Origin of the sequence: Litchfieldia alkalitelluris (genome assembly GCF_002153425.1) — a bacterium.
In the GTDB taxonomy this organism is placed as follows: Bacteria; Bacillota; Bacilli; order Bacillales; family Salisediminibacteriaceae; genus Evansella; species Evansella alkalicola.
Map to the genome: position 1 here is coordinate 2368924 of NZ_KZ119600.1, position 24664 is coordinate 2393587.

Sequence of the window (24664 nt, forward strand, 5' to 3'; positions counted from 1 at the left end):
GAAATTTATGTAAAACACCATTAGGAAAATGAAACATTCTTCTTCCTATAAACGTCTTTAGTAGTAGACATAATTTAGAAAGTATCAAAGATTTTAAAACTTTCAACATTTTGTTTGTAAATTATGGTATTTTTAAGTATATTAGAATCCTTTATTAGCTATTTTTTATTTAGATTCTGTAAAAATTCGCACAATGAGTAATGAAGGTATTACTTACTTGGTAATTGAGTGTACGGAAGGGGAGAAATCTGCAGCGAGTTCAAGTACATCAAGTGTATTTTTACCGTAGCCTATATTAATTGATGTTAAGGAGATAGTAAAAATTTTAGAAAGCAGGGGGATTATGATAGATAAACGAATCAAACTAGTTCTTATTATATTAACTTTTATGTTTTTATTTCCGATTCACAATGGTTTTGCAGATAATACGGAACGCATTACAATAACAACCGAAATAGGTTTCAACAATACCGTAAAAAGATTTGAAGGATTCCCTATTACTGTTACTTTAAAAAATAATGGTGGGGATATTTCAGGAGATTTAGCTATCGTAGTAAATCCGAGTAATAATAGTAACAACGCAAACTTTTTAACGGAGGTACATTTGCCTGCCAACAGTGAGCAGACTATTCAATTGACCGTTCCAGGACACAGTGGCTTTTTCAACAATAATAGAGATGACCATATTTTATTTTATGAGGGTGGATGGAAGAACGGAAATCGAGTAAAGATGGACGGGGATACTAGAATTAATCCAGCTTTTATAAACCAAGAAGATGTTTTAGTAGGATTATTAACACCGTTTCCCGATGAATATCAATTCATTAGGAGCTTACGATCATCACATGGTTTTTCTATTACATCAGTTCCTATAGAAAACAATGAAATGCCAAAAGACCCAATAGGACTAAACATGTTTGAATACATCATCATTGATCAATTCTCTGTAGCAGAACATCTATCAAATGACCAACAAAACGCAATAAAATCATGGATATCTAGTGGGGGTACATTAATAGTAGCACCAGATATAGGCTTAGAACAAAAAATAGGTTCTTTAGAAGAATTAATGCCCATAGAGTCTTTTAGTAGAGAAGAAAAGTATTCAGGGGACTTTTTCCACAGTGAAGAAGAAATCTCTAATATAGAATTATCCATTGGTACTATGAAGGATAAATCAAGGGTTATGCAATCCACCGACGATGGTATTCCAGTAGTAGTGAGTAATACATACGGATCTGGCGAAGTTATTCAATTAGCATATTCACCGAGTTCATCAGCATTTACAGATTGGGAAGGTGCGAATGAATACTGGTTAAATACGTTTAGATCGACTACCCAAAACAGAATGTACCAGCAATCTATATATGACAGTTTAAGTTGGGGATTAGCACAAACAACTAACTTATTCCCTTCTTCATTTCTACCTTTTTCAATATTAGTATTAATATTTGCTATATATGTCATTATTATGATTCCTGCGATCTACCTTGTTTTACGAAAACTTGATAAGCGCGAATACTCCTGGTGGCTATTACCAGCAGTTTCCCTAGTCATATCATTAAGTATCTTTTGGTTTGGAGGAAAAGATAGAATAGCAAATCCACAAATTAATGAAATGACAGCTATAAAAGTAGATGAAGCAGGTTACGGTCAAGGCTATGGTAGTATTGCTTTACTTAGTAACAGAAGTGGTGATTACGAAATTAATGTGGAGGCAGAAGGTTTCTCAGCTTTTCCAATTGAACAGTACTACGGTGGGTACAATCAATCTACTGAAGCAACTGCAGCATTTAGAAATCAAGGAGATCAAGTTAATCTATTATATAAAGATGTGGAGTATTGGTCCATTCGGAATGCAACTGGGCCTATATACAATTTAGAAATTGGAGAATTACAAACTGATCTTAAACTAGAGGATAATGAGATAACAGGTACTATCACGAATACTTCAAAAATAGATTTTGAGGATCTTTTATTTATGTCTGGCCGTCAAGAATATTCTCTTGGAGAACTTTCATCTGGCGAAACGAAGAATGTTTCCTTTGAATTAAAAGCATCAATCTTATCAACACCTACAGTAAGCAGACACTATCATTATAATTATAATCAAAACTTAGAGGAACGTAGAAAAGAAGAACTATTTAGCACAATAAGTGAATTTAATTTATTTGATAGGGGGAAACCAGCGCTTATTGGCTTAACAAGGAACACTGTATTAGGCACATCTATCGTTGATTCAAATGCATTAATGAATAACTTTAATGCAATAGTATATTCAGTTAACATAGAAGAGACTTCTTCTGGTCCATTCACTTTAGAAACAGACGATTTAACACCTGAATTTCATGTGTTAGAATCTCAATCCCATTTTCTTGAATCTAATTTAGATTCAGGGGGCAGAGAGGTTTATGCAGGAGAAGGTATTTATGAGTTTATCTACTATTTACCAGATGATCTCTTTGGAGAAAAAGTAGAATACAATGAATTCCAAGTAACGATTCACCAGGGAGAAAGCTTCAATTATGAAATATATAATGTCCAAACAGAACAATATGATATGATTACAGATTCAAATATTTTCATGGAAAACAATGGGGAAATGTATGTTAGTTCAAATGGGGAAATGATTATTAAAGTAGAGAAATCCGAATTCCCTGAACAAATACCTGTTCCAGAAGTTTCCTTGAAAGGGGAGGTTAAAGAATGATAGAAACTGTAGGATTAACTAAAAAATATGGGTCATTTACAGCTCTAAAAGATCTTAACCTTTCCATTTCTGAAGGGACAGTTTATGGTTTTGTTGGTCAAAATGGGGCTGGTAAGTCTACAACATTTCAAATCATTGCGACACTATTAACCCCATCAAATGGAACTGCATATGTAGATGGAATTAATATCATGGAAGAGCCTGAAAAAGTGAGACGAATCATTGGATATATGCCTGACTTTTTTGGTGTGTATGATCAATTTAAAACGTCTGAGTACCTTGATTTTTACGGTGCTAGTTATGGATTATCAGTAAAGGAAAGATCAGAAATGATTCCACAGTTATTGGAATTAGTCAATTTGAGTAAAAAACATGATTCCTATGTAGATTTATTATCAAGGGGAATGAAGCAAAGGTTATGTTTAGCACGGTCACTTATCCATGATCCCAAAGTATTAATTTTAGATGAACCAGCATCAGGATTAGATCCAAGAGCAAGAATTGAAATGCGTGAAATTCTAAAAGAGCTTAAAACGATGGGTAAAACGATAATTATTTCATCCCATATATTACCTGAACTCGCAGAAATGTGTGATGAGATAGGAGTAATAGATAATGGTGAACTAGTTGCTACTGGATCTGTAAACGACATTCAGCTTAAGCTTCAAGAACAAAAAGTCTTAATCGTGAACGTTGCAAGGGATATGGATCGGACAATTCAGTTTTTAGAAGATGATCCTGATGTACTGAACATACAGAGAGGACCAAACGGAAGTATTCAATTTGGTTTTAAAGGATCTGAAGAAGACCAGGAATCACTCATAAAAAAAGCAGTGCATGCAAATATACCACTATTGACTATCAGGCAACTTGAAACAAACTTAGAAGATGTATTTATGGAAATAACGAAAGGAGTTGGAGAAGCGTGAAATCAATCATAATGAACCCTGTATTAAATAAAGAAATCAGATTGCGCTTTCGGTCTCCTAAGAGTTTTATTGGAATTGCAGCTTATTTAAGTATTCTAGGACTAATATCCCTTGGATTTATTGGATTAACATTAAATTATGATAATATGGGGGTTTTTCGACCTGAAGAGAGTCGTGGGATGTTTCTATTAATAAGCATGCTCCAGTTAGCATTAGTCATATTTATCACTCCTGGACTGACATCTGGGGTCATTAGTAGTGAGCGGGAAAGACAAACTTTACCGATTTTATTAACGACAGCACAGTCTTCCTTGTCAATCATAGTAGGTAAACTCCTATCTTCCCTATCTTATTTATTCTTAATTGTATTTGCATCTGCGCCGTTGTATATGATCGTTTTCTTATATGGTGGAATATCACCTTCAAATATAATTGCTAGTTTTGCCCTTTATATTTTCACTATGTTGGTGATTGGTAGCTTTGGTATTCTTGCTTCAACGTTAATAAGAAGAACGATTTTAGCAATGGTGACCACCTATAGTATTGCCTTTTTTATTACTGGTGGCATGGCAATCATTACTATAATGCTTACTAGCTTTAGTTATCAGTTTTATAGCCAAGGTAATGATTACATCTGGCCGTTCATAACAGCCTCCATTAATATACCAATTATGTTTTTCTCTTTATTTGAACCTAATATAGTAGATGAATTTAAAGATATGGCTGGGCTTGACCTCTCACCATGGTTTGTTTTCTTTAGCTTTTATATATTGATCATTACTGGTTGTTTAACTATTGCAATACGGAAGCTTCGTCCAAGAATGAAAGGTAAAGTAAAAAAACTCTCAAAGAAAGTAAGTAGCCTGTAGCGAGGAGACTCACCAGCCGTCCACGGAAAGGGAATGGTCTAAAACGAACACGAACACATGATTTGAAATTTCACGGTAGACTTAACTAAAAGGAGGGAGGAAGGCAGATGGAAGGAAAAAATCATTTTATTGATCTTATCAATGAACTAAAAAGAAAACTAATTAAGTCTTACACTCTGAATATGTTTCAATATGTGATTTTTTTCAGTATACTAGGTCTCTTTTTAGTAGCAATAGTCGCACGATTTGTCATTATCACAAGTTTTTCTTTCTGGTTGATGTTCATACAGTTTATCGTTTTATGTTCATTAGTATTTTATTGGTATAAGAAATTGCCATCAACAGAGAAAGCAGTTAAGATATATGATTCAATTGTTAAGGATAATCGCGTGCTTACTGCTTTCTCCTTTATGAAGGAGGATAATAAACTATCAACTTTACAAAGAGTTGATACCGTGGACAGGATGAAAAGGAGTAGAATTAAAGTTCTTACATTACAAAAAGTACAATTAAATTGGAAAACCTTAAGTTTGTCCTTTTTACTATTAGCTGGTACGATCATTTCCTTTACCTTTCCAAGTCAAAAGATGCTTGCTGCAACAGACATAAAAACGAATAAGAATCTAGTAAATGAATTGGTCGATAGGTTAAATGATGTGGAAGAGTTGGAAAACGAGAATGTGCAGTCTTTACTTGACCAACTTAATGAAGAGATAAAAGAAACAAATAATGCAAAGACCGCCCTAGAAGTCTTACAAGAAACAGAAGCATCATTAGAAAAGATGAAGCTTGAGCTTACTGAAAAAGAAGCAGCACTGCAGGAGATGATAGATCAACTGCATGATTCAGGCATGCATGATTTCGCAGACGCATTACTGGATTTAGAAGATGGAGAGAGTTTAGGTGAAGCTATGAAAAACATGATGTCTCTCTTAGAAAGCCAGTCTTCAGATGAAAAGGAAGCCATTCTTCAAACACTTGAACAGTTAATAAATGAAGATATTAATGGTGAGTTGACAGAAGAGCAACTTGCATTATTAATAGAAAAATTAGAGGAACTAATCCAAGCAAATTCTACTATGGAAGACTTGTTAAAACTACAACAAGAGATACAAGAGACCACAGTGTCTTTGAATAGAAACATGGCCAATGCAGGTCTTGAAAATAATCCTAATCTCTCTTTTGCTCCTCAAAGCAATCACTCTGAAAATCAGGGTGAAAAAGGAAATAATACGGATAATTCAAATGATAGTAATAATCAACAAAGTAATAGTGAAAACGGTGGTCCTAGTAACGGAAAAAGTGGGGAAGGAGAAGGAAATGGTATAGGTGAAACTGGTAGTCAGAGTCCTGGAAGTGTCGGAAATGGATCTGGTTCAGGTGGTGAGGGAGCTGGTTCAGGACAGGGAACTAGGGATTTAGTAACGATTCCAGATAGAATAAAAAGTGATAGTAATATGGAGATAGACGATGGAGATATCGGAGCAGGTGAAGGGTTAACGCAAGAGTCTGAGCTTGCACCAATTCTAAAAGGTTCCATGAGACCATACCAAGAAGTCATTGGTGAATATGAGAAAAGTTATCGTGAGAGTACTAACCGTCTTCAGCTTCCTAACCATTTAGAGGAGATGGTCAGGGATTACTTTAGTGAACTAAACCCGGAATAGGAGTGGAAATTGTGGAGGAAAATGAGTTTTGGGAAGCGCAAAATAGTCTTCAAAAAATAAAACAAGAAATTCAATCTTTTATCGTAGGACAGGAAGAAGCCCTGAATCAAATACTATGGTCAATGTTCGCAGGTGGACATGCTTTATTAGAAGGACTTCCTGGTGTGGGTAAAACGATGATGATTAAAACTATTTCAGATGCGATGAGTCTCACTTTTTCTAGAGTTCAATTCACACCTGATCTCATGCCAGCAGACATTACTGGTACAATGATGATCGAACCAGATGAAAACGGAAAACAACAGTTTGTCTTTCATCGTGGACCAGTTTTTTCAAACATAGTGCTTGCTGATGAAATAAATAGAGCTACCCCGAAAACACAGAGTGCGCTACTTGAAGCGATGGGTGAAAAGACAGTCACTGTAGTGGGTAAAACTGAACAGCTGCCTGAACCATTCATTGTACTAGCCACACAAAATCCAATTGATTTAGAAGGAACATATCCTCTTCCTGAAGCGCAGGTTGATAGATTCCTTTGTAAAATCAATATTACATATCCAACGAAAGAGGAATTAAGGACAATCATAGATCGGACAGTCACTAATAAAAAAGAATCGATTCTTCCAGTTATATCAAATTTAGATGTCATTCAGATACAAAAACTAGCATCAAACATTTTAGTTGCAGAGGAGATGCTTGATTTTGCCATCAATACCATTATGGCTACACACCCTGACAATGAGTTGGCACCTGACACTGTAAGGAAATACGTACGTTTTGGATCAGGACCACGTGGGTTGCAAAGCATGATAAAAGTTGCAAAAGTCCGTGCTCTAATGGAAGGTCGTTTTAACGTATCCATTGGAGACCTTAAACAAGTTGCACTTCCTGTTCTTCGTCATCGTATTTTTTTAAATTTTGAAGGTGAAGCATCTGGTATTACAACCGATTCATTGATAAATGATGTACTACAATCTATATCTGAGGAACAACCAGCATGACTTCCCTTTTACCAAATCAATTAAGATTGCAACTTACAAAGCTACAATGGCAAACCAGTAGTCAAAAGCGAGGTTCTCAAAATGGAAGACGCCGATCGTCTACTTATGGTAGTTCCCTAGACTTTTCAGATTTTCGCCCATACCAACTAGGGGATGACATAAGACAAATCGATTGGAACGTCTATGCTAGAACGCACAAGCATTATATAAAAAGATTTTTAGATGAACAGGAGTTATCCATTACTATTTTCATAGATTGTTCTATCTCTATGGGAAAGGAAAGAAAGAAATGGAAAATGGCCAAAGCTTTAGCAGCTATGGTAGCTTATATTGGACTAGCAAATGACGATAGAGTTTCCATTATTCCTGTCTCAAATGATAATTATCCATTTTTAAATAAGAAAGGAATGGTTTTTACACAAGAGATGCTTTCTCAAGTAGATACATACCAAGCTACAGAAGAGAAAGGTTTCTTTGAATTACTCGCCAGTTTCCGTCAATCTAAATCTAATCTAAGCTTTATTATTAGTGACTTTTTGGAGCCAATTGAAATAATTGTTGAAAAACTAAAACACATTCAAGTCAATCAGCATTTACGTATTATTCATTTACTTAGTGAGGAGGAATTACATCCTTCTTTTAATGGAGATGTAAATTTATTAGATGTAGAAAAAAAGTTAGCTCCTGTTCAAGTAAGTGTTAATAGACAAGTAATATATGCGTATAAAGAAAGATTAACTAAGCATTGTAAACAAATTGAAAAGCTATGTCATGAACGTGGCATGGAGTATATTAAACTTAGTACAGCCCAGTCTTTAGAAAGTATTTTATATCATAACATGAAACAAAGAGGTTGGTTGTAAAACATAGCCGATATGCATGAGAGTAGGTGAGAGAATGGGAATTTTATATCCAATATTTTTTAGTCTATCCATTTTCATTGGAGGACTAATTATCTTATACATGTTTCGAAAACAATATGAAAATTTGGAAGTTTCCACGAATCTACTTTGGGTGCAGATAATGAATGAGTGGAATGCAACGACTTGGTGGCGCAAACTTCAAAAGCAGCTTCTATTACTACTCCAAATCTTAATTTTTACACTATTAATTCTATCCCTTGTCCGTCCATATAATGTTACAGACAGAGTTGCAGGAGATCATGTAATCTTAATGATAGACACTTCAGCAACAATGGCTGTATTGATTAGTGAGTCTGAGGAACGAGAATTAAGCAGGTTCGATAAAGCAAAGTCAGATATACAGGAATTAATTACTAGTCTTCAACGTGGGCAGTCAGTCAGTATTATCACCATAGGAGACTCACCTAGTTTAGTTGTTAATAGGGAAACAGATTTGGATTCCATAAATAAAATTATCGAGGAGCTTGAATTGTCTTTTGAGCATCGTAATTACAACCGAGCTTTATCATTGGCTTACGCAATCAGTCAAGAAGATTCTGCAAGTATTCATGTTTATAGTGATCAGATAACAGAAGATGATCTTGGCCAATTTTATTGGAAACACCCCATACATGTTAATAACTATACTGGAGGAGAAAATAACATCTCCATAGTGACTTTTGGTATACAAGAAAATCACACTAACCAAGATCAGACTATATCTGCAATAGCTACGATAAAAAATCACAGTGATATTACTAAAGAAGTTAATTTTACGATTAACGGAGATGATGGAGAAACTAGTTTTGAAACTAACGTGGAAATAAATGCTGAAGATGAGGCTTACATAACAATAGATGACCTACCACAGTCTTCCTTTTATCACGCATACATTGATAGTAACGATTCGTTCTTATTGGATAATGATGCCTATGCCATTTCGAGCATTCGGCCAGATCCTACATTGTATTTGATTGGAGACATTAATCCATTTTTAGAACGTGTCCTTGTTTATTTAGACTATGCAATTGTTTATGGTGACGATATTAACAAAATGGATGATTTTGAGGACGATAGTATCGTGATTTTTTCTGGGGACCATGTCCCTATTATTGAAAGGCCAACCCTTATTTTGACTAATCATGGAAGTGAACCTAGTTCAGAAATAGAATGGGCTGATGTAAGATCAGATATTGCGATTAATGATTCTGAGCTATTCAACTTTGTTGATGTATCAGATCTTTTTATTAGTAGGGTAGGAACTCAAACTAAAATGGATGTAAGTAATTCATCGACCAATGTTTTGAAGGAGCAAATTATGTTAAGTGGAGATCTTCCTCTTATTGAGGAAGGTACTAACAATGGAAACTCATTTGTTCATGTGAAGTTCGATTTACAGGAATCAGATTGGCCCCTTCACCCAAGTTTCCCAATATTTATCTACAATACTTTAGAATCGTTAAGTGGACAAGCTACTCTAAATTTAGGGTATTTATTACCCGGTGAAGAACGTATGATAACAAACAACTTAACAGAAGGTACTTTACATATACAAAATCAGAATAATGTTGAAGTAGGCTACTATGAACCGAGCAAAGATGTATTTCGGGCCCCTAGGCAACCTGGGATATATTCCCTTGTAGACCATAACCAGCAGCACACTTATTTTGCAGTAACTATCGATGAGCGCGAAAAGGATACTCGGGGAATGAATTCCTTTTCTTTAACAGCAGATAATGAAGATGAATCCATTGGCACTACATACTATGAATGGTGGCCTTGGCTCCTTTTATTTGTAATTGTTTTACTAATAATTGAATGGGAGGTGTATCGTCGTGGTATTAGAATTTGAACGGCCTTTCACCTTACTACTATATATTCCTATCATACTTGTTCTTATTGTTTTCTATCAATCAAAACTACAGCTATCAAGAATAGAGCGCCGAGTCTTCATTATCTTTCGATTTCTAATATTCTCTTTATTAATCATTGCCCTATCTATGCCGAACCTTGTATTCAAAAGTGCAGAAGTACCAACTGTGTTCATCATAGATCGATCTGCTTCTATTCATGACATGGATCATGAGATGACACGTTTTATTAGGGAGGCCGTTTCTGAGAAAAATCCAGATGATCCATTTGCTATCGTTTCCATTGGTAAAGATGCACAAATTGAACGAATGATGAGCACGAATGCCAATTTCAATAGTAATTGGCTTACTATAAATACAGACTACACAAACATAGAGGCAGGATTGCAAATGGCATCAAGTTTACTTGGTGAAAGTGGTGCTGGGAGAGCTGTCCTTTTAAGTGATGGAAATGAAACAATTGGAAATGCACTCTTGCAAACAGAGCTGATGTTAAATCAAGGTATTACAGTGGATGTCGTACCCTTTTATAGTGAGAATGTTAAAGATGTTAGTATGGAAACTTTAAATGTTCCTAGCTTTATTTATGAGAGTGAAGAAGCACCCGTTTCATTAACTATTAATAGTACGGAAGATACAGATACAACTTTAAAAATAACATTAAATAATGAAACTATCATACAAGAAACAGTTGTGTTGAAGGAAGGGACAAATGCTTTCACGTATGTAATACCAATTCCTAGTAATGGTATGCAAACAATACGTGCAGAAGTAATGACAAATAATGATAGTATATTAGAAAATAACCAACTAACAACAGTAACCACTGTAGGAAATCAAGCGAGGGTTTTATTTGTCGAAGAGAGTGTGCAAGGACATAATGCTCTATTTGAAGCTCTTGATTCCACTGACCTAGAAATTGATCGTATTACTACTTCAATGTTACCAAGGGATTTAAATAGATACCTACACTACGATGCGATAATAGTTAATAATGTATCAAGTCATGATATTACCATTGATAAAATGAATTTAATCGAAACCGCAGTTAGAGATTTCGGTGTAGGTTTTATCATGACAGGTGGGGAAAATAGCTATGCTCTAGGTGGTTTTCGTGAAACTCCTATCGAGAATATACTCCCAGTTGAGATGGAAATAAAAAATGAAGAGGAGTTACCTTCAATAGGTATGGTCTTTGTAATTGATAGATCAGGTAGTATGCAAGGGGAACGATTAGAGTTAGCAAAGGAAGCAGCAATGCGATCTGTTGAACTCCTTCGTGAAGGGGATACTGTAGGTGTAATTGCTTTCGATGATCAAACGTGGCCTATTGTAGAAACAGAAGAAATGAAAGACACGAAACACGTAACTGAACAAATATCAGGGATTACTGCCGGTGGAGGAACAGATATCTACCCAGGGTTAGCAGAAGCTTACCATCAGCTTAGACAGCATGAGTTGCAACGGAGACATATCATATTATTAACGGATGGACAATCACCCGAAACAGGGAACTACCAAACATTAATAAGTGATGGTTTAGAAGAGAATATTACTTTATCAACGATTGCTGTTGGACAAGGTGCAGATCACTTTTTATTAGAAGTGTTGGCAGACTATGGGAATGGAAGGTTTTATTCTGTATATGATGAAACAACAATTCCTACTATACTATCTAGAGAAACGATGCTTTCTTCACGGACATACATAGAAGATAACCCGTTTTTTCCAAGCGTTGTTGCCTCCACTGACTGGTCGTCTAGATTTAATAATGGAGTTCCTCAAATGAATGGCTATATCGCAACGTCACCAAAATCTAGGGCAACTACTATTCTCCTTAGTGAAAGAGAAGATCCCGTCTTAAGCAGGTGGCAATATGGGTTAGGAAGAACAGTTGCCTGGACATCAGATGTGGAAGGAGTATGGGCAGGAGATTGGACTTTATGGGAAAATTGGGCGCCCTTATGGAACGATATCATTACATGGACTTTTCCAAATAATATACAAGAACCATTTGATATCACTCAGCGTCGTAACGGAGCGCAAAATACAATTATATTAAAGAGTCATGAGAATGAATCTCGACCATTAGATGCATTCGTTGTCAATGAGAGGGGAGCAGAATTGGACGCTACCATTCGTCTGACAGCTCCTGGAGAATATGAAGTTACTTTTAATGGTGATGAAGGAATGCATTATTTACAATTACTAGATCGAAATGAAGGCCATTTACCAATTTTTCAAACTGGAATTACTGTGGCTTATCCAGATGAATTCAGAATAAGAACTACAGATGAAAGTTTTCTTGAACGTATAGCTGAAGTGAGCGGTGGTTCTGTACTAGAAAACGGGTCTGAATCCTTTCGTCCCCTTATGGAGCAACCAGTTTCAAGACAAAATATCGCACCTATTCTCATCATCTTTGCTTTTCTATTACTATTTGCTGAAATCGTTGTTCGTAGATTTGGTATGAGTCTTTTTAGAAAACGTATCAGTACATCAAATAAAGTAGAAAAAGCAAACGACACTAAAAGTAAATATTTAAGTAACTTAAACAAGAGCATCAAAAGAAATAGACATTCAAACAGAAATGATCTCAAAGAAATAGAAAGATATGAATCAGAACAAACTATAGAAAAAAAGATAAAAGAATCTTCAAACTTTAATGGAGATGTTGAGAAAAAATCGAAGAGCAATAATGCAAACGATGATATTGAGAATCCTAAGCAAGATGTAAAAAGTAATACTCAAGATCGAATGAAGAGGTTACTTGAAGCGAAGAATAGGATGCGTCGATAATATATTTGACGATACCCATTATAGAAGGTGAAGTAGAATGGCAAAAAGTCACACGATCATTGGTGCAGGTATACTTGGGGCTTCCACAGCCTACCATTTGACAAAAAGAGGAGAAAAGGTAACGTTGATCGACCGTTTGGATTATGGGCAGGCAACGGACGCTGCCGCAGGAATAGTATGTCCATGGCTTACTCAACGAAGAAATAAAGCATGGTACAAATTAGCTAAAGAAGGGGCCAAATATTACCCCACCCTTATACAGGAACTAGAGGAACAAGGCGAAACCAATACTGGATATTCAAGAGTAGGGGCAATTAGCCTCCACACTGATGAAAAGAAACTAGAAAAGATGATGGAACGTGCCCTGAAAAGAAGAGAGGAAGCTCCTGAAATAGGGGAAATTACTCTGCTTCCTCCTAATGAAACGAATAAGATTTTTCCTGTCCTTTCAAGAGACTATTCATCTGTTCACGTGAGTGGAGGTGCTCGTGTTAATGGGAGAGGGGTAAGGAATGCACTCGTTCGTGCTGCAGTTAAAAACGGAGCAACGTTTATAAAAGGAGATGCGAAACTGGTTTTTGAAGAAACATCAGTGATAGGTGCTTCTGTAAATGGTCAAGTCTATGAAAGCGATCAAGTTATCGTAACGGCTGGGGCATGGGCAAGTAAACTATTAAAACCATTGAATTTGAACTTTGAGATAAAACCTCAAAAAGCTCAAATTATACACTTATTATTAAATGGAGTAGATACAAGTAATTGGCCAGTTGTTATGCCTCCAAATAATCAATACATACTCTCTTTTGGTGAAGGACGAGTTGTCATTGGAGCCACACATGAGGATGACCAAGGTTTCGACAATCGTATCACTGCTGGAGGCGTTCATGAGATTCTAGATAAAGCGTTATCTGTAGCACCAGGACTGAGTAATGCTAGTATAGAAGAGGTCCGAGTGGGGTTTCGTCCTGTTGCGCCTAATTTCTTACCCGTTTTTGGTACAATCCCACAATACAAAGGTTTAATTGTTGCTAATGGGTTAGGTGCTTCAGGACTTACTACGGGACCATTTTTAGGTTCGGAACTAGCAAAACTGGCTTGCTACGAGTCTACTGAGCTTAATATTGACGATTATAGTATTTCATAGTATTTCTAGCATATTTGACTAAATAGTCTAGACTAATTTTTAAGCATTTATATTTAATAACTGTGTTAATAGTGATAATATTAAATTTCATTAGTTAAAAAAAACGGTGGTGTTATGTAATGAATAAAGCAAAATTGCTCATTCGTATCTCAGCTATTTACGCAGTTATTGGTGTTTTTATTGGAAGTCACATGGCAGGAGCAGGTTCCCACTTATTCCGACCTATCCATACACATATACTAGTTGTAGGATGGCTTTCTTTATTTGCTTTTGGTATATTTTATGCTGTATTTAAAATCCCGAGAGAATCTAAGCTAGCTTCTTCCCAAGTCTGGACTGCTGTAGTAGGAAGCTTTGGATTGACAACTGGAATGTGGATGTACTATTTTAATCCAAGCTGGGCTCCCGAAGTATTGTCACTAATTTACTTTATTGTAGGGGGAACTATTTTAGTTATCAGCTTTTTCTTTTTCCTACTCATTACCTTTAAATTTGGCGAGTATCTTATTGATCGTAATTAAAATTAATACCTTTTAGAAAACTGTCCATACTATGAATAAACTTGTTTTAAAGGGGTTCGGTATGGATGAAACAACTTTTACGACTCATTACTGTTGCAATGCTAGTTCTCACCTTATTGGTAGTTATTAATGTAGGAAATGCTTCTGCTTCTTTATCAAAGGAAGAATTAGCTAATCCACTAGTTAATATGACGGAGTTGTCTTATTCTTATAACCAACTTGAAAGTAATGATGATGCAGATGCAGGAAATATTGAAGCCTATAATTATGAGGCAAATATGATTCAGGATAATGGTAGGCATATAGGAGCAGTGATGACACTTCTTATAACTGCTATTGCAGCTGTATTTGCCTACAGTATTTATCGGAGAAAAAAGCAAATGGAATAGTTTTTTATGAGCGGATGAGGCTGTCCCAAAAGTAAAAGTATTAATTGAAAAGACGAACAAAAGTCACTAAAGCGTAGCAAATATACGTAGTGCCTCTTCCTCTGCGAGCATGAGCTACGAAGTGTATCCGTCGAGGCAACTCGAAGCATATTCGTGAAGCAACGCTCGTTCCTGCGGGATGGAAGGCAGGGGTGAGACCCCACAGACGCAAAGCGTCGAGGAGGCTCACCAGCCGCCCGCGGTAAAGAAGACACTGCGAAGAATGAGCAGATGTCGCACTTATGCCTACGGTGAAAGCGAAGTATATTTGTAAAGCGAATTATAAGAAATTGACCTTTTTGTTTGTTCGGCTTTTCTAAGATTAATACACCTTTTGGGACATCCTCATCCGCTTTAATAAAATGCTCTAACCATGTAGTTACTTAAGTCTACCTGTTTTTAACGAATTTAATTTAGATTGTTTCTTTTTCTAATATGATCCATTTACATAGATGTTTTTCTAATAGATCAATGCCCTTAAAGATAAGTAGACCAAGTAAACTTATTGCTAAAATGCCCGCAAACATTTGTACATAATCCACTCTTGTCCAGCTATTCATAATAAAATATCCTATACCATATGTGGTAGCAAAATTTTCAGCAAAGAATAATACCGCAATACTAGTACCAATACTTATACGAATAGCTGTAAATAGCTTTGGAAGGACAGCTGGTAAAACGAGATGTTGATAGAGTTGAAACTTTGAAGCTCCTAGTGAACGAATAGAATAAAACCACTCTTTATTAAGCCCCTTTACACTATCCCTAGTTGTTACTAAGATTTGAAAAAAGATTATTATCGTAATAAGCATAATTTTAGACAAATTCCCAAGCCCAAAAAGTATCATTAGGACTGGCAAAAAAGCGATTTTAGGGATCGGGTACAGAAGGTAAATCATAGGTGAAAAATATTGATCTATTTTTTCATTAAGACCTAGGTATAAACCAATTGACACACCTAAAATTAAAGATATAATCCCAGCCACCAATATCCGATATAAGCTTGCAAACATGTGTAATAATAAATCCCTTTGTAGTAGTCGGAAAAACTCCATTATTGTCTCGATAGGAGATGGAATAATCGCTGTTTGTAACAGGTAATGAAAGATGTACCATAGTATGATGATGACAACAGTACCGTATATTCCTTTATGTTGAAGAAAAAAATTATTTAGCTTCATTTCAATCACTTACTTCCATTATGCGTCTCACTTCCATACATAGTTGGAAAAATCCTTCGTCAAAACGAAAATTTCGATCTCCAAAGTTTTTATTCTCAATAATATGCTTTATTGAACCTTCAGTTTTATCCATAATGACGATTTGTTGACCTAAAAAGACTGCTTCCTCAATATTATGAGTGACAAATACTATCGACATCTTTTTCTGCTGTTGAAGACTTAATACAAGGTTTTGAAGTGCTTCCCTCGTAATGGCGTCAAGAGCTGAAAATGGTTCATCCATCAAGAGTAAATCTGGCTGAATAGATAAAGCTCTTGCAATCGCAACTCTTTGCTTCTGTCCTCCACTTAACTGAACTGGAAATTTATCCTTAAGTTCCAATATGTCTAGTTCTTGTAAAATAGTAGTGACTGTATTATCAATTTCTTCCATAGAAATTGACCTTATTTTTAAACCGAGTATTGCATTTTCCCAAACTGTTTTCCAAGGGAAAAGGCCATAGTTTTGAAGTATAAGTCCTGTTTTTCTCCTATTTTCTTTTACAGGTTGTTCTCGAATGAAAATATCACCACTAGCTGGTTTTACAATACCTGCCAGACCATAAAGAAGGGTACTTTTACCACAGCCAGAGGGACCTATAATTGCGCAGCTAGAGTTTTCCTTAATATTTAAACTAATTTTATTTACGGCAGTGAAACTGCCATATTTTATTTCTAGATCTTTAATTTGAATCATTATTCAATAAAGGAGTTATCTACCATATCTTCATATTTTAAATTGATCTCAATCTCTTGGGTCTGCGCCACCCAATCAATTATTTTGGTCATGTAGCTTTCTGATGGGACTCTTGCTTTTTGAAAGTTTGGTAATGACATTAATTCTTTTATTTCAGGATTAAGTTCAATTTCTTTAATCAGTACTTCTCGTGCTTCAGAATCGTCTTCCATAATATTTTCAACCGCCATATTATAGCCCTGAATAAATAATTCAATAGCAGTTCCTTTTTCAGCTATTGCTTCAGGAGTAAACACCATTGCTTCTGGCATAAAACCTTCACCATCATCAGTGATAGTAATTAACTTATTTAATCCAGAAAACTCTCCCATAGACGCAACTGGTTCAGGAATAAAGGCTAGGTCTAATTGACCTGTATTCAACATTTCTAGTCGGGCAGGTATTTCTGCAATAAATATCTTTTCAATATCGTACTCTGTCGCTACATGAAAATCTGTTAAGTAGTTGGCAACACTAATTTCCATTGTTCCAACTTGAAGGATTTTGTCTAGATCAACGTTCTGACCTGCTAAAAATGTGAAGGTGCCGTCTGTACTCGTAACAATCTTAGTATCAAATCCATTATGTTGGTTGTTTACATATGCAATTAAATCTGTCATTGTCCCGTCCAGTTCTCCAGCTTGTAATGCGCTTTGTCTATTATTTGCATTTGTATAAATTTTTGCTTCTAATTCAAGTCCTAACTCTTCAAAATATCCTTTTTCTTGTGCAAGCAAAATAGGCGCACTATCAACAGCAGGCATTAATCCAATACTTAGAGATAAATTCTCTTTCTCCTGGCCAGAGCTTTCGTTTGAGCAAGCAGCAATTATAAAACTCGATAATAGTAGTACTACAATGATCATATTCTTCATGAGATTTTCCTCCTAGTTGTTTGGAACTTATTTCAATTTTTACAATTTATATATTACTAGTTAATAAGTTTCAAATCAATGTGAAATAGTGAACAAATTCGAATAATCGGTGAACATTATAAACTATTATGTTTCAATAGTTTATCTAGAAGTACTTTAGAATATATGTGGTAAAATGGGTAGATCTCAATGGTAAGGAATGAAAAATATTGACTACTATTCAAACGAAGCAAAGCGAATTTATATATATTTATTCTTGTTATGAAGAAGAAAAAGAACTGTGCTGGCTAGAGATGAGGGCCTTCTTTAATCAGGATACGACAGGGGCTCTTCTTAGAAGCGCCATTCAAATAGACCCAAGCAGAAGTCCTTTTGTTAAAGGGAGACTAAAAATTATTATAGAAGGTGCTTCACTAAAGGATCTCCTCGAACAATTAAAGGATATAAATGTAAATCAAAAACAAACCTTTAAAGTAATTTATGTAAAAAACCCTGACTTATTAAAATCAGAGGAAATGTCCTTTTCACAAAGACAAGCAATTGTTATGGATGTTGCTCTAAAAATAAATGGTAATGCAGATTTAGTTTCTCCTGACATCGTATTTGGTTTAATGAAAATAAAGGGAGGATGGGTGTTTGGTATATATAAAGAATCGACACCTATATGGCACAGACATCAGGAAAAGCCACATCACTATTCAACAGCACTTAATACTAGAGTTGCAAGGGCGGTTGTTAATATAGCTGTTCCAAATGTGAAGGGACTAAAGGTAATTGACCCATGTTGCGGTATTGGGACAGTTTTAATTGAAGGTCTTTCCATGGGGATTGATATTATTGGAAGTGATTTAAACCCTTTAGTCATGAAAGGGGCGAGGGGAAATATTGCCTATTTTGGTTATGAAACAGAGGTTCGAATTAAGGATATTAGGGATATAAAAGAAAGCTTTGATGTTGGAATTATCGATATGCCATATAATCTATGTTCCGTATTAAGTAGGAAAGATCAGCTTCAAATGCTTCAAAGTGCAAGGGCCTTTGCTAATAAAGTAGTTGTGATCACTGTGGAACCAATTGATGATCAATTAGTAGAAGCTGGATTTAAGATACAAGATCGATGTGTTGTCAAAAAAAGTAAAACATTTAGTCGGCAAATAATTGTTTGTCAATAAATGTGTTCACAAAAATGTGCGGGACCTGGTCCCGCACATTTTCAATATAGATAGACACAATTAAAATAATTAGATAAGGTTGAATTATCAACATAAATAATAGTTATAAATAGGACATAGAGGTGAACATGCATGAAAGCAATTGTAATTAAAGAAATTGGTGGATTAGAGAATCTTGAGTTTAAAGAAGTACCACAACCTGAAGCTGATCCAAGGGAAGTAGTCGTTCAGCTAAAATTTGCTGGGATGAACAGACGTGATGTATTTGTGAGGCAAGGACAATACCCAGGAGTTAAATATCCTTCTATCCCTGGGTCCGACGGTGCTGGGAATATATTCGCTATTGGGGAAGGGGTAACTGACTTTCAAATTGGAGACAGCGTTTTGATTAATCCTGCATTAAATTGGGGAGATAATCCTAGGTATCCAAGTAAAGAATTCTCCATTTTAGGGAATCCAGTAGATGGAACACATGCACAGTTTGTAAAAGTTCCTGTCGAAAATGTATATAAAAAACCAGACTTCTTATCATTAGAAGAAGCAGCCGCCATACCACTAGGAGCTTTAACTGCTTATCGTGCCCTTTTTACAAGAGGGAAATTACAAGCAGGTGAAAATGTAGTAATTCCTGGTATAGGTGGGGGTGTAGCTACTTTTCTACTACAAATGGCTGTTGCTAATGGCGCTAATGTATATGTTACATCAAGTGATGACAAGAAAATTGAAAAAGCAGTAAAACTCGGGGCAAAAGGTGGCGTAAATTATCGTACTTCTTCTAACTGGAGAAAAGAATTGAAATCCGTAATAGGAAATGGGGTCGACCTAAGTATTGATACCATTGGTGGAGATACGTTTAATGAGTTAGTTTCTTTAGCAAATCCCGGAAGCAGAATTGTTTCCTTTGGGGCAACTGCTGGAATTGTACCAAATTTATTAATGCCCATCGTCTTTTTAAAGCAACTTGATATTCTTGGAACAACTATGGGAACTCCAATTGAATTTAAAGAGATGCTCGAGTTTTATAAAAAGCATGAAATACATCCTGTTATCGATTCAGTTATTCCATTACAAGATATTGCAAAAGCCCATTCTTTAATGGAGGATGGAAAACAGTTTGGAAAAATTGTACTCAAGATACCAGAATAGGAGAATTGTTATTCTACAACAATGACATACTAAATAAGCTGATTTCCATCAGATAATTAGAAGTGGCAATGGTCAAGTACTCTGGGCAGTCGAGAACATACAATTAGAAATAAATCCTCCTTTTATTAGGGTGGTTTATTTTTATTTCATACAAATATCTACAAATTATTTTAAACTTTACGTACAACTGTTATAATTTATATGTATGTTTACTTTAATCAAGCAGTTAATAACAGAATACATATTTGTAGGTTATTTTAATTGATCTATTTGGAGGCGTCCGTATGTTAGGAAACAGAGATACATCTAATATGAAGATTTTTGCTTTAAACTCGAATAAACCCCTTGCAAATGAAATTGTACAACACCTTGGTATTGAATTGGGTAAAAGTTCAGTGAAACAATTTAGTGACGGTGAAATCCAAATGAATATTGAGGAAAGTATCCGAGGCTATGACGTTTATTTAATTCAAACCACTGCTCAACCAGGTAATGACTACTTAATGGAATTACTCATCATGATTGATGCATTAAAGCGTGCTTCTGTAAAGACTATAAATTGCGTAATTCCTTATTTTGGGTACTCTCGACAAGATCGAAAGGCAAGATCTCGAGAGCCAATCACAGCAAAATTAATTGCTAACCTTTTAGAAACTGCAGGGGCGCATAGAGTAATTACAGTTGATCTTCATGCACCTCAAGTTCAAGGTTTCTTTAATATTCCTGTGGACCAGCTTCTTGCAATCCCTACATTATCAGAATACTTTATTAAAAAAGAATTAAAAGATATTGTTGTTGTTGCACCTGAAAATAATGGGGTAGTCAGGGCAAGAAAGTTTGCTAATACTTTAGATGCTCCACTCGCATTGATTGATCGCAATCGTAGATCTAGCTCTAATTTCCACCAATCTACAGATATAATGGGGGAAGTAGCAGGAAAAACTGCAATCATTATTGATGACATGGTAGACACGGCACGAACGGTAACCTCTGCTGCAAAAGCACTAATTGAAAAGGGAGCAGTCGAAGTTTATGGTTGCTGTACTCACCCTGTATTGTCAGATCCCGCTGTAGAAAGAATACAGGAATCAGAAATAATTGAACTTGTTACAACAAATACATTGGATTTACCCGAAAGAAAACGAATTGATAAAATTACGACGTTATCTATTGCTAAGCCTTTAGCCGAAATGATTATGAAAGTACAAAATAATGAATCGGTTAGTACCTTATTTGATTCTTAAATTATTTTTGTTTGGCGTTCTTATAAAAGGACGCCATATTTTTATTTGTCTATACTTAATTTACAAATCTTGTGTTGGTAATAGCTTCAGTCCATTTGCTTTTCGCCGGAATAGCCGGAATAGATAATACTTCTTGTCCTTTTTAGCAGGAATATTGATGATCATGTTGAATTAGAGTAAGAAGTGAATGAAGTGAATTCCACTTGAGAATTGAGGGGGGAATGAGGATGAATGAAAAAGAGGATGTTCTACAAACAATTATTGATTTTACTGAAGGCATGATAATTAGAAGAAATACTGATGCTGATCGAACGTGGTATTACATTTTAAAGGGATTCTTTGAATATATACAAGAGGAGAACACAACAGGTTATCCTCACTATACCGAGAATACAATAAATTCATACTTAAATTACTTAGCTGAAAAAGAGAATAGTCCTTTCTTAGTAAATAGACAGAAAGATATTATAATTTCATTTTCAAAGTACATAAACAAATCAATAGATCCGGAAAAAATTAAGAATCCTAAGGTTACCATGGAAATCCCTTTATTAGTAGAAGAGGCTGATATTAATGACACAGAAAACTTACTATATCAACAAGTGAGTAGAATTAGGGACGAGGTAAAAAAAGTTAATCAGCCAACGTACGACTTGTTACCTACAATTCCTTACGAGAAATTTCGAGATGGTATGCGTAATTACTTAATTTTTCGCTTGATTATTGAGACAGGAGTAGATGACAAGGATATACTGCAATTAAACATAGATTCTTTGTATGATAATTCAATTCGTCTAAATAATAAAAAGATACCATTACAGCCTTATACCATAGAATTGTTGAAAGAATATATTTCTTTTCGCAAGGAATATGACAAATGGATTTTTGAGCAAAAACTTATTCAAGATGTAAATTTTGCAGGAAAAAGGATTAATGAATTAGTTACCGACGATGAGATGAAACATTTTTTTACCCTTACTCTGCAAGAAAAGTTGGGTGAAATTGAAGATCAATTGACAAAACAATTAATGATTGAAGAAAATATTCAAGAATTAGAAGATATAGACGACGAAAAGTTGGAAAAGGAAATCGAAGCATTGGAGACAGATGCTGACCACATAGCAGCAAAAATAAATGAGATGAAAAAAATAATCGTCTTTGAAAGAAAAATAGCTGATTATGAATTTAATGATGCACTATTTATAATTAATAATTTGCGAGTTACAAGTAATTTCATAACTGAAACGATGAAAAAGGAAGCCTTCCCTATTCCACTTTTACAAAACACAGCCTATAAAAGGTGGGAAGATGCTGGACTAAAAGCGACAAGAATCAAAAAGACTTACATAAGTTCAGACAATATTGAAAAAGACAACGAGGAACACAAAAGGATATTAGAATCAGGATTTGTGCTTCCAAAACGTTCTTTCGAATATAGAGGAGAATGAATATGGAAAATCCACATTATGTAGCATTAACGATTGCAATTGGAATATTAATTCTTGGTGAACTACTACTTTGGCGGTTTCCTAAAAAACCATTTATAAAATATATCCCAAGTATTCTTGGAATGATAGGAAGTATTGTATTTGCTGTTATAACCTATCAAAGAATTCCACTGTTCGGAGATTATATTCATTATTTATTTTTTTCTGTCGTCCTTTTCTGTTTATCTGGAATTATCTCTGTCATCATGTCTGCAAGAAAGCCATTTAAGTTTTTACTGAACAAAACTGAAGGGCAACATGATGAGGAGGTAGGTAATGAAAATGAAGAAGATGAGAACACATTACATTCATAATTAAAATAAATACTTCAAAACATGTGCTATTTAAAATTGCACATGTTTTTTGTCGTTGGATAGCCAAGGCAAATATTGGGTACGTTAACAATTAATGATGATGTTATGGAGTGTAGATTATGAGCAAAGAACACACGAAAGAAAATAAGTTACTTTCAATTAATTTAAATGAAAACATTAACTTACTGAAAAAACAACTGAGCAAAAGCTCTGATATAACATTCCGTAAACTTCATATTGGAAACCAAAGTGGTTATTTAATTTTTGTTAATGGTCTGATTGATACAAATGGAATACAAGTTCATGCCTTACAACAACTGATGGAGTATGAAGGTTCTTCCTTGTCACCTGAGCAGATTGAAGAAAAAATCATCTCAATTTCTGAAATCTCGCTCGTTTCTACAATAGAAGAATCTATTGGTAATATTCTAGATGGAAACGCCATATTTCTTGTTGAATATTTGAATAAAGCATTTGTGTTAGATGCAAAATCCTTTGAAACACGCTCCATTTCTGAACCAGAGACAGAGTCAAGTATACGTGGACCTAGGGAAGGGTTTAACGAGAATTTAGGTACAAGTTTATCTTTATTACGTAGAAAAATAAGGTCCAAGAATTTAAAAGTGTTAAATAAAAAGATAGGAGAAGAAACCCAAACTAATGTGGCTATTGCATATATGGAGGGGATCGTTAATGATGACCTCGTAATAGAAGTAGAGAAAAGACTGGATGATATTAATATAGATGGAATATTAGAAAGTGGGTATATAGAAGAATTAATAGAAGACAATCCGTCCAGTCCTTTTCCACAAATCCAAACAACTGAACGTCCTGATACAGTTGCAGCTAATCTACTAGAGGGTAGAGTTTCTATTCATGTTGATGGAACACCTTTTGCTCTTATTGTTCCAGTTACATTTTGGCAAATGCTTCAAGCAAGTGAAGATTATTACGAGCGGTTTTATATAAGTACATTTCTACGCTGGATTAGGTTAATCTTTTTATTTATAGCATTATTTTTACCCGCTCTCTATATTGCCTTAACTACTTTTCATCATGAAATGCTCCCTACAAATCTGATTTACAGTTTTGCAGCTGCTCGGGAAGCTATACCCTTCCCTGCTCTAGTTGAGGCATTAATTATGGAAATTTCATTTGAAGCACTCAGAGAAGCTGGAGTGAGGCTACCAAAAACAATAGGACAAGCTGTTAGTATTTTAGGGGCACTTGTAATTGGAACCGCCGCAGTAGAAGCAGGAATTGTATCTGCTCCTATGGTAATAGTTGTATCCATGACTGGGATTGCCTCTTTCACTATACCAAGGTTTACTATGGCAATAACTATTCGACTCTTAAGATTTCCTTTAATGATATTGGCTTCGATTTTCGGCTTATTTGGTATCGTTGTTGGCTTTGTCATTATATCCATCCACCTTATGAAACTAAGATCTTTTGGTATTCCATATTTAACACCAGTATCACCACTTTCTGTTGGAGAGCTAAAAGATGTTTTCATCCGTATGCCATGGTGGTCTATGCGAAATAGACCACAACATGTTGTTGGTGGGAACTTAAGGCGTGAGGAAAATAACCTCGCACCAGAAGCAAAAAAATAATCTGATGGAGTGT

General features: G+C 35.2%; 20 protein-coding genes. 17 read left to right on the forward strand and 3 right to left on the reverse strand.

Annotation, left to right across the window (positions count from 1 at the left end):
* The first annotated feature begins 343 nt into the window (after positions 1 to 343).
* The 11 genes from BW724_RS11345 (at position 344) to BW724_RS11395 (ending at position 14802) form a co-directional block, all read left to right on the forward strand.
* Entirely contained in the window at positions 344 to 2710 is a 2367-nt protein-coding gene (locus BW724_RS11345; RefSeq protein ID WP_088075330.1) for a hypothetical protein, read from the forward strand.
* Positions 2707 to 3639, forward strand: a complete 933-nt coding sequence (locus BW724_RS11350; RefSeq protein ID WP_088075331.1) for an ABC transporter ATP-binding protein — start codon at positions 2707 to 2709, stop codon at positions 3637 to 3639. The genes BW724_RS11345 and BW724_RS11350 overlap by 4 nt, the downstream gene beginning before the upstream one ends.
* The gene (locus BW724_RS11355) at positions 3636 to 4508 is read left to right on the forward strand and encodes an ABC transporter permease (RefSeq protein ID WP_088075332.1); all 873 of its coding nucleotides are present in this window, start codon (positions 3636 to 3638) and stop codon (positions 4506 to 4508) included. The genes BW724_RS11350 and BW724_RS11355 overlap by 4 nt, the downstream gene beginning before the upstream one ends.
* Positions 4509 to 4615: 107 nt before the next feature.
* A complete protein-coding gene (locus BW724_RS11360) occupies positions 4616 to 6175 on the forward strand; it encodes a coiled-coil domain-containing protein (RefSeq protein ID WP_088075333.1) in 1560 nt (519 codons plus the stop codon).
* 2 nt (positions 6176 to 6177) lie between these two features.
* The gene (locus BW724_RS11365) at positions 6178 to 7176 is read left to right on the forward strand and encodes an AAA family ATPase (RefSeq protein ID WP_088075334.1); all 999 of its coding nucleotides are present in this window, start codon (positions 6178 to 6180) and stop codon (positions 7174 to 7176) included.
* Positions 7173 to 8039 carry a DUF58 domain-containing protein gene (locus tag BW724_RS11370; RefSeq protein WP_088075335.1) on the forward strand — a complete coding sequence of 289 codons (867 nt, stop codon included), beginning with the start codon at positions 7173 to 7175 and terminating at the stop codon, positions 8037 to 8039. The genes BW724_RS11365 and BW724_RS11370 overlap by 4 nt, the downstream gene beginning before the upstream one ends.
* Before the next feature lie 34 nt (positions 8040 to 8073).
* Positions 8074 to 9930, forward strand: coding sequence for a vWA domain-containing protein (locus tag BW724_RS11375; protein ID WP_176371386.1), 1857 nt, complete (start codon positions 8074 to 8076; stop codon positions 9928 to 9930).
* Positions 9914 to 12748: a VWA domain-containing protein gene (locus tag BW724_RS11380; RefSeq protein WP_088075337.1), complete on the forward strand. Its 2835-nt coding sequence runs from the start codon at positions 9914 to 9916 to the stop codon at positions 12746 to 12748. Before BW724_RS11375 ends, BW724_RS11380 begins: the two co-directional genes overlap by 17 nt.
* Positions 12749 to 12785: 37 nt before the next feature.
* Positions 12786 to 13892 (forward strand): NAD(P)/FAD-dependent oxidoreductase, encoded by a 1107-nt coding sequence (locus BW724_RS11385; protein WP_088075338.1) that lies wholly within the window; start codon positions 12786 to 12788, stop codon positions 13890 to 13892.
* A 119-nt stretch (positions 13893 to 14011) separates the two neighbouring features.
* Positions 14012 to 14413, forward strand: coding sequence for a hypothetical protein (locus BW724_RS11390; protein ID WP_088075339.1), 402 nt, complete (start codon positions 14012 to 14014; stop codon positions 14411 to 14413).
* Between the two features lie 65 nt (positions 14414 to 14478).
* Complete coding sequence (locus BW724_RS11395; protein WP_088075340.1) at positions 14479 to 14802, forward strand: hypothetical protein; 324 nt, start codon at positions 14479 to 14481, stop codon at positions 14800 to 14802.
* Positions 14803 to 15254: 452 nt separating this feature from the next.
* Here the strand turns inward: BW724_RS11395 and BW724_RS11400 are convergent, their stop codons facing one another.
* Genes BW724_RS11400 through BW724_RS11410 form a run of 3 tightly spaced genes read right to left on the reverse strand, consistent with a single transcriptional unit; the run spans position 15255 to position 17672 of the window.
* Positions 15255 to 16022: an ABC transporter permease gene (locus BW724_RS11400; RefSeq protein WP_088075341.1), complete on the reverse strand. Its 768-nt coding sequence runs from the start codon at positions 16020 to 16022 to the stop codon at positions 15255 to 15257.
* A 1-nt stretch (position 16023) separates the two neighbouring features.
* Entirely contained in the window at positions 16024 to 16758 is a 735-nt protein-coding gene (locus BW724_RS11405) for an ABC transporter ATP-binding protein (RefSeq protein WP_088075342.1), read from the reverse strand.
* A complete protein-coding gene (locus BW724_RS11410; protein WP_088075343.1) occupies positions 16758 to 17672 on the reverse strand; it encodes an ABC transporter substrate-binding protein in 915 nt (304 codons plus the stop codon). Before BW724_RS11410 ends, BW724_RS11405 begins: the two co-directional genes overlap by 1 nt.
* 209 nt (positions 17673 to 17881) lie before the next feature.
* Here BW724_RS11410 and BW724_RS11415 point away from each other — a divergent pair, with 209 nt between their 5' ends.
* The 6 genes from BW724_RS11415 to BW724_RS11440 all read left to right on the forward strand — a co-directional run bounded on the left by BW724_RS11415 (position 17882) and on the right by BW724_RS11440 (position 24651).
* The gene (locus BW724_RS11415) at positions 17882 to 18844 is read left to right on the forward strand and encodes a TRM11 family SAM-dependent methyltransferase (RefSeq protein ID WP_235848949.1); all 963 of its coding nucleotides are present in this window, start codon (positions 17882 to 17884) and stop codon (positions 18842 to 18844) included.
* A 132-nt stretch (positions 18845 to 18976) separates the two neighbouring features.
* The gene (locus BW724_RS11420; protein ID WP_088075344.1) at positions 18977 to 19990 is read left to right on the forward strand and encodes a zinc-binding dehydrogenase; all 1014 of its coding nucleotides are present in this window, start codon (positions 18977 to 18979) and stop codon (positions 19988 to 19990) included.
* Positions 19991 to 20274: 284 nt separating this feature from the next.
* The gene (locus BW724_RS11425; protein ID WP_088075345.1) at positions 20275 to 21234 is read left to right on the forward strand and encodes a ribose-phosphate diphosphokinase; all 960 of its coding nucleotides are present in this window, start codon (positions 20275 to 20277) and stop codon (positions 21232 to 21234) included.
* Between the two features lie 227 nt (positions 21235 to 21461).
* Positions 21462 to 22682, forward strand: a complete 1221-nt coding sequence (locus BW724_RS11430) for a site-specific integrase (RefSeq protein WP_088075346.1) — start codon at positions 21462 to 21464, stop codon at positions 22680 to 22682.
* A gap of 2 nt (positions 22683 to 22684) precedes the next feature.
* Positions 22685 to 23035 (forward strand): hypothetical protein, encoded by a 351-nt coding sequence (locus BW724_RS11435; protein ID WP_088075347.1) that lies wholly within the window; start codon positions 22685 to 22687, stop codon positions 23033 to 23035.
* A 119-nt stretch (positions 23036 to 23154) separates the two neighbouring features.
* Entirely contained in the window at positions 23155 to 24651 is a 1497-nt protein-coding gene (locus BW724_RS11440) for a spore germination protein (protein WP_088075348.1), read from the forward strand.
* Positions 24652 to 24664: the final 13 nt, after the last annotated feature.